Raw genomic sequence first — 15,946 nt, 5'->3', positions numbered from 1 at the left:
ATTATCGCATCATCGCAAAGTGACCTTTGATTTCAGGCGTAGAGTCGTTTATTTTAGCCACAAACCAATAATCGGTAGAAGGCAAAAGCGCCCCGTTATAAGTGCCGTCCCAAAAAGGGTTATAACGATTTAAAACGGTTATTAATTTTCCGAATCGATCAAAAATCCTTACTTCTGCATTCGAGAAGAAACTCGCACCTTTGATAGACCAAGTATCATTAACGTTATCCCCGTTAGGGGTGAAAAAAGCAGGAACAGAAATGACGATAAAAGTTTTTTGATCAAAGCCACATTGGTTTCTTTCTCTCACATAGCCTATATACATTCCGCCTTCATTTACCGTAAAAACATTCGAACTTTGGTATATAATACCATCCAGTGAGTATTCAAAATCACCGCTTTGAGTGGTGTTGATAGTTACTATTAAACCATTGGTTTCTATAGATGAAATTACCGGTTGTGCATGATAAGTAATACTGAAATTTTTTGTTTTAGAACAGTTTTCCGGGGCCGGTGTTGTTACTATTACAGAATAATTAGTCAAGCCATTACTGACAATAGTTTGTGTGGTTGCTCCGGTCGACCAAAGATAGTTCATGTTTGGATTGCCGGCACTGAGTACAATGGTTTCGCCTTCGCAAAGGTCTATAAATTCATCGGCTACAACAGGAGATGCAAAAACCTGAACTTCAACCATTTCTCTATCAGAAAGACAGCCATTGTTATTGGCTTCAGCGTAAAAAAAAGTATCTTGTTGGATGTTAGGAACAACAAATTGAGTTCCGGTAAAAATAGGGGTTGTACTGTTTGGGCTGTCATACCAAAAAAGAGTTCCGATTGTGGTTGCCAAAGCAATGGTTGTATTGCTACCAGTACATAATGAATAAGGTGAGTTAACGGTCAAAACAGGCTTTGGCGTAACTGAGGCCGTCACCGGAACTCTCAAATCATCAGGACAACTGCCTGAGTGGGCTGCGGCATAAAATAGGGTAGTTGAGGTTATATTGGGTGTATTAAAAGTATTGCCCGTGGCTATAGGTGTTCCGCCTGTAGGTTGTGAATACCAATTGACTGTGCCTGTATTTGAAACCGCTTGTAACGTAACCGAACCTGATCCGCATCTGGAACCATTTGTGGTAGCAGTTATTGAACCGATAGTCAGTGTTGTGCTCGTTGCGATATTTAAGATAGGATCTCCGGGAGTTCCGCCATATTCCACTATATATCCTTTGGGTTGGTAATTGCCACTGGTTTCGCCTGTATTCGACAAATCATTCCACGAACCGGGAATTCCTACTCCCGGAGCCGTGATGTGAGCATAATCTTCATCTCCCGCATTATTGGGTTCACCGGTATTCCAAAAGGCAAAATTATTGGTAAAACCGGAAAAGGTTCCATTCCAAAAAACGGTACCGATTTCAGGACCGGTCATCCACCTCCAAATGCCTTCTGTTTGCTCATCACTGCCGCCAATCCATCCGGCGCCGGTGGTTTGCTCTCCCGAAATTTGGGCTTCCTCGGCGGAGGTTATGGTGGCCAAATAGCCTTGTAACCCGTAATAAGTACTGCTTTGAGCAGCAGCTCTGGCTGCCGTCCAAGTGATTCCTAAATTGGGGATATAAAGATAGTAATGACCGTTTGACGGAAGGTAATTCGCTTGTCCGATGGTAATAGAAAAGTTTCGAGTACCTGTTGGATTGGCGGCGCTTGTGGAAAATTCGATATCTTTTATGGCGGCTACTAATTCGACATAAGTGGGTTGTCCGCTGACACCGGTTAATGTTAATGTGCCTGTAGTAGCATTCCAGACCGTATTGATGTTAGGGTGGTTTCCGGTCAATGTCAGGGAATCATCGCCTAAATCATAACCTGATGAAATCTGGATGTATATGGCATCAATTCCCGTGTCATCAGGATCAGTGATGGTCATATCTGTAACGATTTTCATCGATGTTCCCGGACAATAAATTTGATTTCCTACTGCAATTAAAGTTGGAGCGATATTAGTAGCTTGCATTTTGCCTAATGAGACAGATGCACTTCCATAAATGAAGGGTGAAGTGCAAAACAATATCACTAGCAATACAAGGTAATTCTTTTTCATGGCCATAAAAATAATCAAAAACGGCCCTTTTGTATTATAAAATTATCTTAAAAAGTAAGGAAGAGATTTAAAATGTCATCTTTTGGAATAAATCCCAAACAACAATTCCGGCACTAACGGATATGTTTAGAGAATGTTTGGTGCCAATTTGGGGAATCTCAATGCAACCATCGCAAAGTTCGATGGCTTTTTGGGAAACGCCGTAAACTTCATTCCCAAAAACTAAAGCGTATCTTTCGGTTTTCTCTATTTTGAAATTCTGAAGAAATACAGCCTTGTCTACTTGTTCAATGGCAAAAACTTTAATATCTTCTTCTTTAAGGCTTTCAATTACCTCAGTCACTTCTTTTTGGTATTCCCAAGCGACGGTTTCGGTGGCGCCTAAGGCTGTTTTGTGAATTTCTTTGTTCGGCGGAATTGCTGTAATGCCGCACAAGTATATTTTTTCAATCAAAAAAGCATCAGCGGTTCTGAATACAGAACCAATATTATGCAAACTTCTGATGTCATCAAGGATGATAATAATGGGCGTTTTTTCAGCTTCTTTGAAATCAGCTATTGATTTTCGGTCTAATTCTTTATTTTCAAGCTTTCGCATTGCTTTATTTTTATTTTATGGAATTCTCCCTTTGGGTTTGTGTGGCAAAGATATTCAAAAAAAAAGTCCCGATTAAATCAGGACTTTTTCGAATTTATAATTAAGTTCAATTAGCTTTTTGTAGGCTCAACTTTAGTTTCAGCCGGTAAAACGTTTCCTTTAATAGTAAGTACTTTGTTTTCTTGACCTACTGCATTTGATTTTACAGTAACTGTTTTTTGGAAAGATTGCCCTGCTCTTGAAGTGTCATATTTCACTCCGATTACACCTCTTTCTCCCGGTTGGATTGGTTTTTCCGGTTTAGAAGGAACGGTACATCCGCAAGAACCTTGTGTGCTTTCGATAATTAATGGTTTTGTTCCGTTATTTACGAATACAAATTCTCTTTTTCCGTCAGAATTAGCAGGAATTGTTCCGTAATCGATAGTTTCGTTTTCGAATAACATTCCCGGTCCGTCCACTTTAGGAGTTTCCACTTTTGCAGCAGCTTTTGTAGCTACTTTTTTTGCTGTTTGAGCGTTTGAATTTGTAACGCCAAAAGCAACTAAGGCAGCAAGTAAAATTATTTTTTTCATCGTATAATGTTTTTAAGTTTCTGTAGCAAATCTATCTAAAATTTAAAACCGAGTCTTTTTTTTTACCTTAATATTAAATTAATTTTTTTTGCATCAGCTATTCGACCTAAAATATTTAAATTCGCTTTCTTATTCAATTTAAATCGAAATCCATTGTCAGCCAAAGAAACCAAAGCCAAGGAAACGCCTTTAATGAAGCAATACAACGAGATTAAAAATAAATATCCCGATGCTTGTTTGTTATTCAGAGTTGGCGATTTTTATGAAACTTTTGGAGAAGATGCCATTCGAGCTTCTAAAATTCTCGGCATAGTTTTGACCAAACGTGGCGCCGGTTCAGAAACCGAAACCGCTTTGGCCGGGTTTCCACATCATTCCTTAAATACGTATTTGCCTAAATTAGTCAAAGCCGGATTGCGTGTGGCGATTTGTGACCAATTGGAAGATCCTAAAATGACCAAAACCATTGTAAAACGTGGTGTAACCGAATTGGTAACACCGGGTGTTTCGATGAATGATGAGGTTTTGCATTCTAAATCCAATAATTTTTTGGCTTCTGTTTACTTTAGCAAGCGACAACTCGGTGTGGCTTTTTTGGATGTTTCCACCGGGGAATTTTTAACCGCGCAAGGTAATGAAGAATACATAGATAAGTTGTTGCAGAATTTTAGTCCGAGTGAGATTTTAATTCAAAAAAACAACAAAGCCCAATTCAAAGAAGTTTTCGGAGAAGATTTTAATGTTTTTTATCTGGAAGATTGGGTTTATAAAGAAGATTATGCAATTGAGACTTTGCAAAATCATTTCCAAACCAATTCCTTAAAAGGTTTTGGGATTGAAGAATTGCAAGATGGGATTATTGCATCAGGGGCGATTCTTTATTACTTATCTGAAACACAACATAACAAAGTTCAGCACATCACCAATATCCAACGCATAGCGGAAGACGCTTATGTTTGGATGGATCGATTTACGATTCGCAATTTGGAATTGTACCACAGTCATTCTCAAAATGCCGTAACGCTTTTGGATGTGATTGATAGGACGCTTTCGCCAATGGGTTCAAGGTTACTAAAACGTTGGTTGGCTTTGCCTTTGAAAGACATTAATAAAATCAGAAGCCGTCATGAAGTGGTTACTTATTTGAAAGACAATCAGGAAATCCTTCAAAAAATTCAATACCAAATTAAACAGATCTCCGATTTGGAACGTTTGATTTCGAAAGTAGCCACCGGTAAAATTTCGCCCCGTGAAGTGATTTATCTCAAAGAATCTTTAGATGCGATTATTCCAATAAAGACGATTGCATTGGAAAGCAAACAAGAAGCGGTTCGTGTCATTGGCGACAATTTGCATGCTTGTGATTTGCTTCGCGAAAAAATAAAAACGACGATCAATCAAGATTCACCGGTTTCGATTGCCAAAGGAAATGCCATCGCTACTGGAGTTCATGCCGAATTGGATGAACTGAGAAGTATTGCATTTTCAGGTAAGGAATATTTGGAAGGAATTGAAACTCGTGAGTCTGAGCGCACCGGAATATCTTCACTTAAAATCTCTTTCAATAATGTGTTCGGTTACTATATTGAAGTTAGAAATACCCACAAAGACAAAGTGCCGGCGGAATGGATCAGAAAGCAAACTTTAGTCAACGCCGAAAGATACATTACTGAAGAATTAAAAGAATACGAAACTAAAATTCTCGGCGCCGAAGAAAAAATTCATCAAATCGAAAGCCATTTGTTTGAGCAATTGGTGATTTGGATTGGGACTTACATCAAACAAGTTCAATTGAACGCTAATTTGGTAGCCCAATTGGATTGCTTAACTTCTTTTGCGCAATTGGCAATAGAAAATGATTATGTGTGTCCGATTTTGGATGATACTTTTGAATTGGAAATTACCAATGGTCGTCATCCTGTGATTGAGAAACAATTACCGGTCGGTGTTCCTTATGTGGCCAATGATGTTTTCTTAGACAGAGAAACCCAACAATTAATCATGATTACCGGACCGAACATGTCGGGTAAGTCGGCGATTTTAAGACAAACCGCTTTAATTGTATTGCTGGCGCAAATGGGAAGCTTTGTTCCGGCAGAAAAAGTCAGAATGGGCGTAGTCGATAAAATCTTTACTCGAGTAGGCGCCAGCGATAACATTTCGATGGGTGAATCGACTTTTATGGTCGAGATGAATGAAACAGCTTCTATTTTGAATAATATTTCAGACAGAAGTTTGGTCTTGTTAGATGAAATCGGTCGAGGAACCAGTACTTATGACGGAATTTCGATAGCTTGGGCGATTGCCGAGTTTATACACGAAAATCCGGCAAGACCAAAAACTTTATTTGCAACGCATTATCACGAACTAAATGAAATGAGTGAATTGTTGCCGAGAATTCAGAATTATAATGTTTCGGTAAAAGAGTTAAAAGACAATGTCCTTTTTATTCGAAAGTTGGTTAAAGGCGGCAGCGCACACAGTTTCGGAATTCATGTAGCCAAAATGGCCGGAATGCCGCAAATGGTAATTCAAAAAGCCCAAAAGCTTTTAAAGAAATTAGAGAAGAATCATTCCAGTGATGCATTAAACACTATCAAATCGGCTAAAGATGAAATGCAACTCAATATTTTCAGTATGGATGATCCTTTGTTGGAAGAAATCAGAGAAGACATCCTCAATTTAGATATCAATACTTTGACACCGGTGGAAGCTTTAATGAAGCTAAATGAGCTAAAAAGAATGTTGTTAAAAAAATAACACAATCGGTTGATTTTGCTAATCAGCGAATTAGATTTTCAAAAAGTTTTTTTCTAAAAAAAGGTTTGTATAATTCAATTTTAGTGTTACATTTGCATCCGCAATACAGCACAAGTATTGTGTTCTTATAAAATTTGAAATGCGAAAATAGCTCAGTTGGTAGAGCGCGACCTTGCCAAGGTCGAGGTCGCGGGTTCGAGCCCCGTTTTTCGCTCAACATCTATACGCTCGGATGGTGAAATTGGTAGACACGCTGGACTTAAAATCCAGTGAACAGCAATGTTCGTGCGGGTTCAAGTCCCGCTCTGAGTACAAAAGCCTCTAACTTTGTTAGGGGCTTTTTTTATGTTTTTCACTTTGATTTTTTAATTAAGACTATGGCTTTTACGAATCCAACTTCGTAACTTCGAAGCTAATTTGAAAGCAAAAGCCTCTAACTAACATTAGGGACTTTTTTATTTTATTATCTTTAGATTTCTATGGGCACTTTTGTAATTAGCAAACGATTGAATGATTTCTACAAATTTGAGTTTGTCTCCAGAAAGGGGAAGACTATTTTTACCGGCAATGATTATGAGCTTCGATTTGAATGCGAGGAAGCTATTGAGGATTTAAAAGCTTCAATAGATGCTTGTCAGTTTCTGAGATTTAAAACCGCTAAAGGAAAATGTTTTTTTAAGTTGATGAAAGCCGAAACGGTATTGGCTACCAGCAGAAAATATTCTACAGAATTGATGATGCAGAAAGGGATAGCTGAGATTGTAAAATATGGTTCGGCAGCTGAAATTCTGGATTTCTCTACCGGAGATTCTATATTTTCTGAACTCTAACTATTACTTAAAAGTTTTTCAATATTAATTTAAAAAAGAAAGCCACGCATTGCGTGGCTTAATTTCTTACTGTAATTTAAAATTACTTAGCAGCTGGAGCTTCAGCAGCTGGAGTTTCAACAGCTGGAGAGTCAACCGCTGGAGAGTCAACAGCAACTTCTGGAGTTTCAACAGCTGGAGAATCAACCGCTACTGAATCAGTAGTAGCAGCAGCTTCAGTCTCAGCTTGTTTACAAGATACTACAGTTAATGCAGCAACAACAGCTAAACTTAAAAATACTTTTTTCATCTTACTTAATTATAAAAGGTTAATTATTAATTCGGAGCAAAGATATAAATTTTTTCATTTGGAAAAACTTTTATTTTAACTTTTTTTAAAATCTCTATTTTGCTTCGCTTTTTTACTTAACAATAATCGTGCCAAAACTTAAGAATTGCTTAATTTCTTCTATTTTTTCTTTGGAGCAATAATTTTCATTTCTTTAATCAAATTTTCTGCGCCGGCAAATTTATCTATCACAAACAATACATAACGGATGTCAACCATAATGTTTCGGCATATTTCAGGAGAGTAATAAATGTCGCTCATCGTTCCTTCCCAAACCCTGTCAAAATTCAGGCCAATTAAATTTCCGTTGGCATCCAAGGCCGGACTTCCAGAGTTTCCTCCGGTGGTGTGATTAGTAGCAATAAAAGCTACCGGCATTTTGCCTTTTACACCGTAATTTCCGTAATCTTTAGTGTTGTATAAATCAATTAGTTTTTTGGGAACATCAAATTCGTAATCGCCGGGAATGTATTTTTCAATTACACCGTCTAAGTAAGTAAATGGTTCATAAACTACAGCATCATTAGGCTTGTAGCCTTTGATTTTTCCGTAAGTTACTCTAAAAGTACTGTTGGCATCCGGGAAAATGCGATCTGATTTTTGGCTCAATTCTAAGATGGCTTTCATATAGGTTCGTTGCGTAGCCACATTTCTCAAATTGATTTCATCGTATTTGGGCGCCACATTTTTCAAATATCCATCAGCCATAGCTTTAATTACTTGGAATCCTTTGTCTTTATTTAAGTTTTCTAAAACGGTTTTGCTGTCGCCGGTTAGTAGTACTTTTATTTTGTCGTAACTTACCAATTGGGATTGGGAAAAAACTTCAGCGGTCAAACTCGGAACATTGATATTTTCAAACGCACTCGGCAAAAATTGTTTCGGATATTTCTTTGCATAAATTTCTATCAATTTCTCGAATACTTTTTCGTCAACCTGCGCATTAAAATCTTTGTAAAAATCTCCCAAACCGTTGATTAAATTGTTTCTTCTGTCGTTGAAAGATTGTTCTCCTTTGGTATTGTAAATTTGTTCTAATTGGTACAATTTATAACCCAAACTCAGGATTTCAGTATTGCGCAAAGCCACTTCTGTAAATACATCTCTGGCCAAAGCATAGTCTCTGATCTCAGCATAATTTTTTTCAAAATCAGCTAACAAATTGCCATATTCTGCTTGCTTTCCGGCAGTAATAACCTTTTGTTGGAACTTGACTTCAAATTCTTTTTTGATGCCAATCGCATTTGATTTTTTTAATCCTTTGGTTTCGCCCATCCATTTTTTCCATGAATTGGCAATGCTGGCATTTTTTGAAGCGTATTGAATTTTAATCGCATTGTCTTTTCGCATGAATTCATTTTGCACTTTTAAGGCGGCATCGCGAATGTCAACTTTAGCCGGATTCAAAGTGTTTACTATTTGTTCAACGGCAACTGCGGGCAAGTATTCTTGCGTTCTTCCGGGATAACCCATGACCATAGTGAAATCATTTTCTTTTAAGCCTTTGATGGAAATAGGGAAGAAATATTTGGGTTTGTAAGGTACATTTTCTGTAGAGTAAGCAGCCGGGCGATTGTTTTTATCGGCATAAATTCGGAACAATGAAAAATCGCCGGTATGTCTTGGCCAAACCCAGTTATCTGTATCCGAACCAAATTTTCCAATCGAACTTGGTGGTGCGCCAACCAAACGAACATCGCGGAAAGTTTCGGTTACAAATAAAAGGTATTGATTGCCGTCATAAAAAGTACGAATGCTGTTTTCCTGCCAAGATTCTTTAGGCAATGTTCGGCTCAAAACCCCAATGTTCTCCTGAATTTTTTTCTGCTTTTCCGTTTCAGAGGCTAAAGTGGTTACGCCTTCCAGAACTTTTGTGGTAACATCTTCAATTCGAATGATGAAGGTTACAAATAAGTCTTTGTTGGGCAATTCATCTTCCATTTTGTAAGCCCAAAAACCATTGGTCAAGTAATCGTGTTCAACGGTAGAGTGACTTTGAATGTTGTCATAACCACAGTGGTGATTGGTTAAGATTAACCCTTTGTCTGAAATCACTTCGGCCGTACAACCACCATCAAAATGCGGTACAGCATCTTTCAAACTGGATTTGTTGATGGAATAAATATCATCGGCACTGATTTTCATGCCTAAATTTTTCATTTCGCTTTCGTTCATCCCTTTTAATAAAGAAGGAATCCACATACCGCCTTGTTGCGCTTGGGTTTGAACGAAAACAAATAAGAGAAGCAGTCTTAAAAATTTCATGAGTTTGTTTTATTTGTTAAGTTTATTTGTTTGTTTTTAGTTTGATTTGTTACCAATGTGTCTCAAAATTACATCGGTAGCACCAATGTTCATTTGGACAAATGTTTCGCAAATATGTCCTTTTTCATGTCGAATATCTTCGTTTGAAATTAAATTATCAAAAGCATCATTGAGTTCGCTTTGAGTTGAAATCGAAATACAACCTTCCATATTAACCAAGGCCGTAGCTTCTGCAAAGTGCGAATAATTAGGGCCAACCACAATCGGAATTCCAAAAGTTGCCGGTTCCAAAATGTTATGAACGCCCGGATTACCGAAGCCGCCACCAACATAAGCGATATCGGCATAACTGTAAATTTTGGTCAAAATACCGATGGTATCAATGATGAAAACTTGAAATTCGGTCAAATTACGGGTTTCCTTTTCCGATAATAAAATGGTTGACTTTGTGATTTGAGATTGAAGATTCGAAATTTGTTCCGATTTAATGTTGTGCGGCGCAATGATGAATTTTACCTTGTGATTGCTTTCATTGATGAAATTCACCAACAAACTTTCGTCTTTGGGCCAAGAACTTCCAATGACAATCGTTGTAGTGTTGTTTTTAAATTGATTGATAAAATTTAAAGTGTTGTCTCGGTACAAAATAGAAACTACGCGGTCAAATCGGGTGTCGCCCGATATTTTGACGTTATGGTAGCCTAAAGATTGTAACAGCTTTTTCGAACTTTCATTTTGCACAAAAAAGTAGTCAAAGGTTTTCAGTGCGTTACGATAAAATCCGCCATACCATTTAAAGAATGCTTGCTTTTCTCTGAAAATCCCCGAAATCAAATAAGTTTTGATCCCTACGCTTAGGGACGCTTTCTTCAATTCATTCAAATAATTCGGCCAATATTCATATTTGATAAAAAACACCAAGTCGGGATGAACCCATTTCAGAAATTCTCGAGCGTTCGATTTGGTGTCTAATGGCAAGTAAACCGTCACATCCGCAATTGGATTGTTTTTGCGAACTTCATAACCCGAAGGCGAAAAAAAAGTGAGTACAATTTTATGATTCGGAAATTCTTGTTTGATGCGTTCCATCACCGGCAACCCTTGTTCGTATTCGCCTAAAGAAGCGGCGTGGAACCAAATGGTTTGGTCTTCGGGATTAATTTTGGCCTCTAAAGTTTCAAAAACCGACTTTCTGCCGTTGACAAACAGTTTTATTTTGGGACTGAAAAGCGCCAATACTTTCACAAGTTGTGAAGCCAAAACCAGTAAAATATTGTATAAAAAAAACATCCCTAAAATTTTGATGCGCTAAAATACGTTTCTTTTACGGAACATGGAATTCTACTTCAGAATTTCTTACTTTTGCTACTCATAATTTTTTAGAACATGAGAAAAATTCAGATGGTTGACTTAAAAAGTCAATACGAAAAAATAAAAGATACTGTTAACGCTTCGATTCAGGAGGTTTTAGATACCACAACTTACATTAACGGACCATTGGTTCACGAATTTCAGAAAAATTTAGAGGAATATTTAAACGTGAAACACGTGATTCCTTGCGCCAACGGAACTGATGCTTTGCAAATTGCCATGATGGGCTTGGATTTAAAACCCGGCGATGAGGTAATTACAGCCGATTTTACGTTTGCCGCAACCGTTGAAGTAATCGCTTTGCTACAATTGACGCCGGTTTTAGTCGATGTTGATATAGTGAATATGAACATTTCTATCGAGGCAATTAAGAAAGCGATTACGCCTAAAACCAAAGCCATTGTACCGGTGCATTTGTTTGGTCGCGCTGCGAATATGGAAGCGATTATGGCGATTGCCAAGGAACACAATTTATACGTAATTGAAGACAATGCCCAAGCGATTGGTGCCAATTGTAAATTTTCTGACGGAACTAAAAAGAAAGCGGGAACTATTGGTCACGTATCTTCAACCTCATTTTTTCCTTCTAAAAACTTAGGTTGTTACGGTGATGGTGGTGCGATTTTTACCAACGACGATGCTTTGGCACACAAAATCAGAGGAATCGTAAATCATGGAATGTACGTGCGTTACCATCATGATGTGGTAGGCGTAAATTCCCGATTGGATAGTATTCAAGCCGGTGTTTTGAATGCTAAATTGCCTTTCTTGGATGCTTACGGAAGAGCGCGTCAAGATGCGGCTCGTAAATATTCGGCAGCTTTTGAAGGGCATAAAAATATTATTGCTCCGAGTATTTGTGATATTTGTGATTGCCACGTTTTTCATCAATATACTCTAAGAATTATTGATGCCGACAGAAATGGGTTGATGGAACATTTATTAGCGAAAGGGATTCCGTGCGCTATTTATTATCCGATTCCGTTACACAGTCAGAAAGCTTACGCCGATTCTCGTTACAAGGAAGAAGATTTTCCGGTAACGAATCAATTGGTGAAAGAAGTAATTTCATTGCCAATGCACACCGAATTAGATGACGAGCAAATTAAGTTCATCACCGACAGCGTTTTAGAGTTTTTAAAATAGTTGATGGTTTATGGTTGATAGTTGAAGGTTTTTCATCTAACAACCAACAACCAACAACAGACAACTTAATTTATGAAAGTAGTAGTAACAGGCGGTTTAGGATTTATAGGGTCACATACCGTGGTTGAATTACAAAACCAAGGTTTTGAAGTTATAGCCATTGATAATTTATCGAATTCTTCCATTACAGTTTTAGACGGCATTGAAAAAATAACCGGTAAAAAACCGCTTTTTGAAAACATCGATTTAAGAGAAAAATCGGCAGTTCAAAATTTCTTCCAAAAACACCCTGATGTTGTTGGGATAATACATTTTGCTGCGTCAAAAGCTGTTGGAGAAAGTGTAGAGAATCCATTGTTATATTACGAAAATAACATCAATGCTTTGGTGTATGTTTTACAAGAATTGACCCAGTTAACTCAAGCCAACTTTATCTTCAGTTCATCTTGTACGGTTTATGGTCAAGCCGAAAAAATGCCGATTACCGAAGACGCTTCAGTGCAACCGGCCATTTCGCCTTATGGCAATACCAAGCAAATTGGAGAAGAAATCATCAAAGATGCTGCTAAAGTTACCAAAATCAACGCTGTTTTATTACGCTATTTTAATCCGATTGGAGCGCATCCGACGGCCGAAATAGGGGAATTGCCTTTGGGTGTACCACAAAATTTAGTACCGTTTATTACCCAAACCGCCATGGGATTGCGTCAGGAATTATCGGTTTTCGGCAATGATTATCCAACTCCTGACGGAACTGCTGTTCGTGATTATATTCATGTAGTCGATTTGGCCAAAGCCCACGTCATTGCTTTACAAAGGTTGTTAAACCAACAAAATGCTGAAAAAGTAGAAACTTTCAATCTTGGAACCGGAAAAGGAAGTTCTGTTTTGGAAGTCATCAATGCCTTCGAAAAAGTATCCGGACAAAAATTACCTTATAAAATGGTAGCCCGAAGAGAAGGCGATATTACATCGGCTTATGCTAATACCGATAAAGCCCGAGAAATTCTAGGCTGGCAAACCGAATTGTCTTTAGAAGAGGCTTTGGCTTCCGCCTGGAAATGGGAGCAAAAAATTAGAAGCTAAGACGCCAAAAACCGCAACTTAAGTGTCGCAAATCTCTTTTTTACATGAATGAAAAACCCGATTTCAAATTACTATTCTGTCTATTTATAGTAGCGGTAGTTTGGGGCACCACTTATTTGGGCATTCGCGTAGCAGTAGAAACCATGCAACCTTGGTACATCACTTCTACTCGACAAGGATTAGCCGCCTTAATCGTTTTGGTTATTTTACTTTACAAAAAACAATTGGCTTGGATTGGTTGGGAAAACTTAAAATTACAATTCATACCGGCAATCTTAATGATTGTTTTGGCCAATGGTTTTACCACGATTGCTGAACAAAGCGTTCCGAGTGGCTTGACTTCCATCTTGAGTGCACTTTCGCCTTTGGTGGTTTTCTTAGGCGGAACCATGATTGGACAGCAAAAGATCTCACTCAAAGGTTTTATAGGGGTTATGGTAGGTTTCTTGGGAGTTGTTTTTATTTTCAGGGATGGTTTGGGGGATATTTTAGATCCCAATTACAAAACCGGAATCTTTTTCTTGAGTATAGCTATTTTATCTTGGTCGGTCGGAACGATTTATACCAAAATGCACACGCATAAGTCGAACAATATTGCGCTGAATTTGTTTTACCAATTTTCTATTGCGGCCATTATCCAGTTTGTTTTAGCCTTGATAATAAATCCCGATGTCGACTTTAATACTTGGAGTTTGAGAAGTATTTTAGCGACATTATACCTTTCCGTTTTTGGCTCGGTGATTGCTTTTTTTGCTTATCATTACGCTTTGAAAAGAGTAACCGCTACACAAATTACGGTGCTGAATTACATCAATACCATTATCGCCGTTTTCTTGGGCTGGTTGCTTTTGGATGAAAAAATCACCTTCGACTTCGTGATTGCCACCGCCTTGATTATTTTGGGCGTATTCATCACTAATTATAAGCGGACCCGAGGCAAAGCCGAACAGAGCGAAGCTAAATAAAAAAAATCCCCACTTTTGATGGGGATTTATTATTTTCTATTTAGCCGATTCTTTTAACTTTTTGGCGGCTTCTTCCAGTTTGTTAGCGCTTTTGATTTTGGCGCTGTCAATTTCGGCTTTGGTCTTTTCTTTTAAAGAATCTAACTTACTTTCTGCTTTAACTTTAGCCGAATCAATTTTTTCTTTTACTTCTTCGGTTACAGCGTCTTGTGCAGCATCTAACTTTTCTTTGGTTTCGTCTTTGCAAGAAGCTAATAAAGCTACTATGGCAAAGGATAAAATTAACTTCTTCATGATAATTATGATTTAATTTTTAATAACAAATTCGGGTCAGGACAATTCCGCAAATAGAATGCCAAGGTTTTTGAGCTGCAAACACCGGGATAATCACCGATTTTATTTTCCATGTCGGTGATGATTTGAAAATGTAAATGTGGTGCATAATCTCCGTTAATCGGTGGCAAGCCCAAGGTTGCTATTTGTTCACCTTTCCCAACAAAGTCTCCAACTTTTTTCCCGTTTAAACTATCCAAACTCAAATGACCGTACAAGGTGTGAAAAGTGCAGCCCTCAATTTCATGTTTTAAAATGATTGTCGGACCATAATCGCCCAAAGCAGTATTATTTTGGAAACTATGAATTTTGCCATCCAAAGCGGCGTAAATCGGAGCCGGTTCGTTTATCCATAAATCTAAACCAATGTGAATATTGCGTTCGTCTGAATTTTGGTCATTGAAAACCGTACTTCTTTGGTACAAATTGCGATGTTCGATGTAACCGCCGAAAGCGATTTTGGCCTTATTTCGATTTAAATAATCCTGAATGTATTCCTCGTAATCTTTCGCGGTAGTCAAATGTTGAGCAGCCAACTTTTCATTGGTCACCGACAAATCCAAAGCCACATAATCCGCATAATCAATATCATTTGAAATGACTTTCGACGATTCGGTTTTACTTAAGATTTCGAGTAAGTTTTTCATTAAGCCGAGATCGTTTCTACTTCTCTGTCGATTTTATTCACTAAGCCAACCAATACTTTTCCCGGGCCAACTTCTGTAAAATTGGTCGCACCGTCTTTAATCATTTGCTGCACCGATTGTGTCCACCTTACCGGAGCGGTTAATTGAATGATTAAGTTTTTCTTGATTTCATTAGCGTCAGATACAGCGCTTGCCGTTACGTTTTGGTATACCGGACAACTCGGAGTATTAAAAGTAGTGGCCTCAATAGCAGCTGCCAATTCTTCACGAGCCGGTTCCATCATAGGTGAGTGAAATGCACCACCAACAGGCAACAACAAAGCTCTTTTGGCACCGGCTTCTTTCATCGCTTCACAAGCTTTTTCTACTGCTGAGAATTCGCCTGAAATGACCAATTGTCCGGGACAGTTATAATTTGCCGCCACCACAACGCCGTCAATCGAAGCACAAACATCTTCTACGATTTTATCTTCTAAACCTAAAACAGCTGCCATGGTTGAAGGCGTAATTTCGCAAGCCTTCTGCATCGCTATTGCGCGTTGGGAAACCAATTTCAGTCCGTCTTCAAACGACAAAGTGCCATTGGCTACCAAAGCTGAAAATTCGCCAAGCGAGTGACCGGCAACCATATCAGGATTGAAGTTTTCTAAAGTTTTGGCTAAGATTACCGAGTGCAAAAACACCGCCGGTTGGGTTACTTTGGTTTCTTTCAATGCTTCAGCAGAGCCTTCAAACATAATGTCGGTGATGCGGAAACCTAATATTTCATTGGCTTTTTCGAATAGCGTTTTGGCTATGGTTGAGTTTTCATATAAGTCTTTGCCCATTCCGGTGAATTGAGCGCCTTGACCGGGAAATATGTATGCTTTCATTTGGATAAAATTAGAGCACAAAAATAAGGATAACTATTAAATAAAGAACATCTCATTTGAAATTGT

14 protein-coding genes and 2 tRNA genes are annotated in these 15,946 nt (G+C 38.2%); 7 read left to right on the top strand and 9 right to left on the bottom strand.

Features of this window, described 5'->3' with window-relative positions:
* Window position 1: 1 nt before the first annotated feature.
* The 3 genes from P7V56_RS00700 to P7V56_RS00690 all read right to left on the bottom strand — a co-directional run bounded on the left by P7V56_RS00700 (window position 2) and on the right by P7V56_RS00690 (window position 3,277).
* The gene (locus P7V56_RS00700) at window positions 2-2,104 is read right to left on the bottom strand and encodes an Ig-like domain-containing protein (protein ID WP_171222032.1); all 2,103 of its coding nucleotides are present in this window, start codon (window positions 2,102-2,104) and stop codon (window positions 2-4) included.
* Window positions 2,105-2,171: 67 nt separating this feature from the next.
* On the bottom strand, window positions 2,172-2,702 hold the full coding sequence (locus P7V56_RS00695; protein WP_171222033.1) for an RNA methyltransferase: 531 nt from the start codon (window positions 2,700-2,702) through the stop codon (window positions 2,172-2,174).
* A 110-nt stretch (window positions 2,703-2,812) separates the two neighbouring features.
* Window positions 2,813-3,277 (bottom strand): DUF1573 domain-containing protein, encoded by a 465-nt coding sequence (locus P7V56_RS00690; protein WP_171222034.1) that lies wholly within the window; start codon window positions 3,275-3,277, stop codon window positions 2,813-2,815.
* A 153-nt stretch (window positions 3,278-3,430) separates the two neighbouring features.
* Here P7V56_RS00690 and mutS point away from each other — a divergent pair, with 153 nt between their 5' ends.
* The 4 genes from mutS to P7V56_RS00670 all read left to right on the top strand — a co-directional run bounded on the left by mutS (window position 3,431) and on the right by P7V56_RS00670 (window position 6,867).
* Complete coding sequence (mutS, locus tag P7V56_RS00685; RefSeq protein ID WP_171222035.1) at window positions 3,431-6,037, top strand: DNA mismatch repair protein MutS; 2,607 nt, start codon at window positions 3,431-3,433, stop codon at window positions 6,035-6,037.
* A 141-nt stretch (window positions 6,038-6,178) separates the two neighbouring features.
* A tRNA-Gly gene (locus P7V56_RS00680) sits at window positions 6,179-6,251 on the top strand.
* A gap of 12 nt (window positions 6,252-6,263) precedes the next feature.
* Window positions 6,264-6,349: transfer RNA gene (locus tag P7V56_RS00675), tRNA-Leu, on the top strand.
* Window positions 6,350-6,516: 167 nt separating this feature from the next.
* The gene (locus tag P7V56_RS00670; protein WP_171222036.1) at window positions 6,517-6,867 is read left to right on the top strand and encodes a YegP family protein; all 351 of its coding nucleotides are present in this window, start codon (window positions 6,517-6,519) and stop codon (window positions 6,865-6,867) included.
* Between the two features lie 82 nt (window positions 6,868-6,949).
* Here P7V56_RS00670 and P7V56_RS00665 read toward each other — a convergent pair whose 3' ends face one another.
* From P7V56_RS00665 to P7V56_RS00655, 3 genes are all read right to left on the bottom strand, one after another.
* Window positions 6,950-7,156 (bottom strand): PG1828 family lipoprotein, encoded by a 207-nt coding sequence (locus P7V56_RS00665; RefSeq protein ID WP_171222037.1) that lies wholly within the window; start codon window positions 7,154-7,156, stop codon window positions 6,950-6,952.
* A gap of 159 nt (window positions 7,157-7,315) precedes the next feature.
* Window positions 7,316-9,460, bottom strand: a complete 2,145-nt coding sequence (locus P7V56_RS00660; protein ID WP_171222038.1) for a S46 family peptidase — start codon at window positions 9,458-9,460, stop codon at window positions 7,316-7,318.
* A gap of 36 nt (window positions 9,461-9,496) precedes the next feature.
* Window positions 9,497-10,750, bottom strand: coding sequence for a 3-deoxy-D-manno-octulosonic acid transferase (locus tag P7V56_RS00655; protein ID WP_171222039.1), 1,254 nt, complete (start codon window positions 10,748-10,750; stop codon window positions 9,497-9,499).
* 96 nt (window positions 10,751-10,846) lie between these two features.
* Between P7V56_RS00655 and P7V56_RS00650 the strand changes: the two genes are divergently transcribed.
* The 3 genes from P7V56_RS00650 (at window position 10,847) to P7V56_RS00640 (ending at window position 14,028) form a co-directional block, all read left to right on the top strand.
* The gene (locus tag P7V56_RS00650; RefSeq protein ID WP_171222040.1) at window positions 10,847-11,977 is read left to right on the top strand and encodes a DegT/DnrJ/EryC1/StrS family aminotransferase; all 1,131 of its coding nucleotides are present in this window, start codon (window positions 10,847-10,849) and stop codon (window positions 11,975-11,977) included.
* A gap of 72 nt (window positions 11,978-12,049) precedes the next feature.
* On the top strand, window positions 12,050-13,063 hold the full coding sequence (gene galE, locus P7V56_RS00645) for a UDP-glucose 4-epimerase GalE (RefSeq protein WP_171222041.1): 1,014 nt from the start codon (window positions 12,050-12,052) through the stop codon (window positions 13,061-13,063).
* 44 nt (window positions 13,064-13,107) lie between these two features.
* On the top strand, window positions 13,108-14,028 hold the full coding sequence (locus P7V56_RS00640; protein ID WP_171222042.1) for a DMT family transporter: 921 nt from the start codon (window positions 13,108-13,110) through the stop codon (window positions 14,026-14,028).
* A gap of 36 nt (window positions 14,029-14,064) precedes the next feature.
* Here P7V56_RS00640 and P7V56_RS00635 read toward each other — a convergent pair whose 3' ends face one another.
* Genes P7V56_RS00635 through fabD form a run of 3 tightly spaced genes read right to left on the bottom strand, consistent with a single transcriptional unit; the run spans window position 14,065 to window position 15,880 of the window.
* Window positions 14,065-14,322 carry a hypothetical protein gene (locus tag P7V56_RS00635; protein WP_171222043.1) on the bottom strand — a complete coding sequence of 86 codons (258 nt, stop codon included), beginning with the start codon at window positions 14,320-14,322 and terminating at the stop codon, window positions 14,065-14,067.
* 5 nt (window positions 14,323-14,327) lie between these two features.
* Window positions 14,328-15,008, bottom strand: a complete 681-nt coding sequence (locus P7V56_RS00630; protein ID WP_171222044.1) for a peptidoglycan DD-metalloendopeptidase family protein — start codon at window positions 15,006-15,008, stop codon at window positions 14,328-14,330.
* Complete coding sequence (gene fabD / locus P7V56_RS00625; RefSeq protein ID WP_171222045.1) at window positions 15,008-15,880, bottom strand: ACP S-malonyltransferase; 873 nt, start codon at window positions 15,878-15,880, stop codon at window positions 15,008-15,010. The genes P7V56_RS00630 and fabD overlap by 1 nt, the downstream gene beginning before the upstream one ends.
* Window positions 15,881-15,946 lie beyond the last annotated feature (66 nt).

It is taken from the genome of Flavobacterium sp. IMCC34852, from assembly GCF_030643905.1.
Taxonomy (GTDB): Bacteria; Bacteroidota; Bacteroidia; order Flavobacteriales; family Flavobacteriaceae; genus Flavobacterium; species Flavobacterium rivulicola.
The sequence above is the reverse complement of the archived record's forward strand: the minus strand, read 5'-3'. Positions and strand labels throughout refer to the sequence as shown.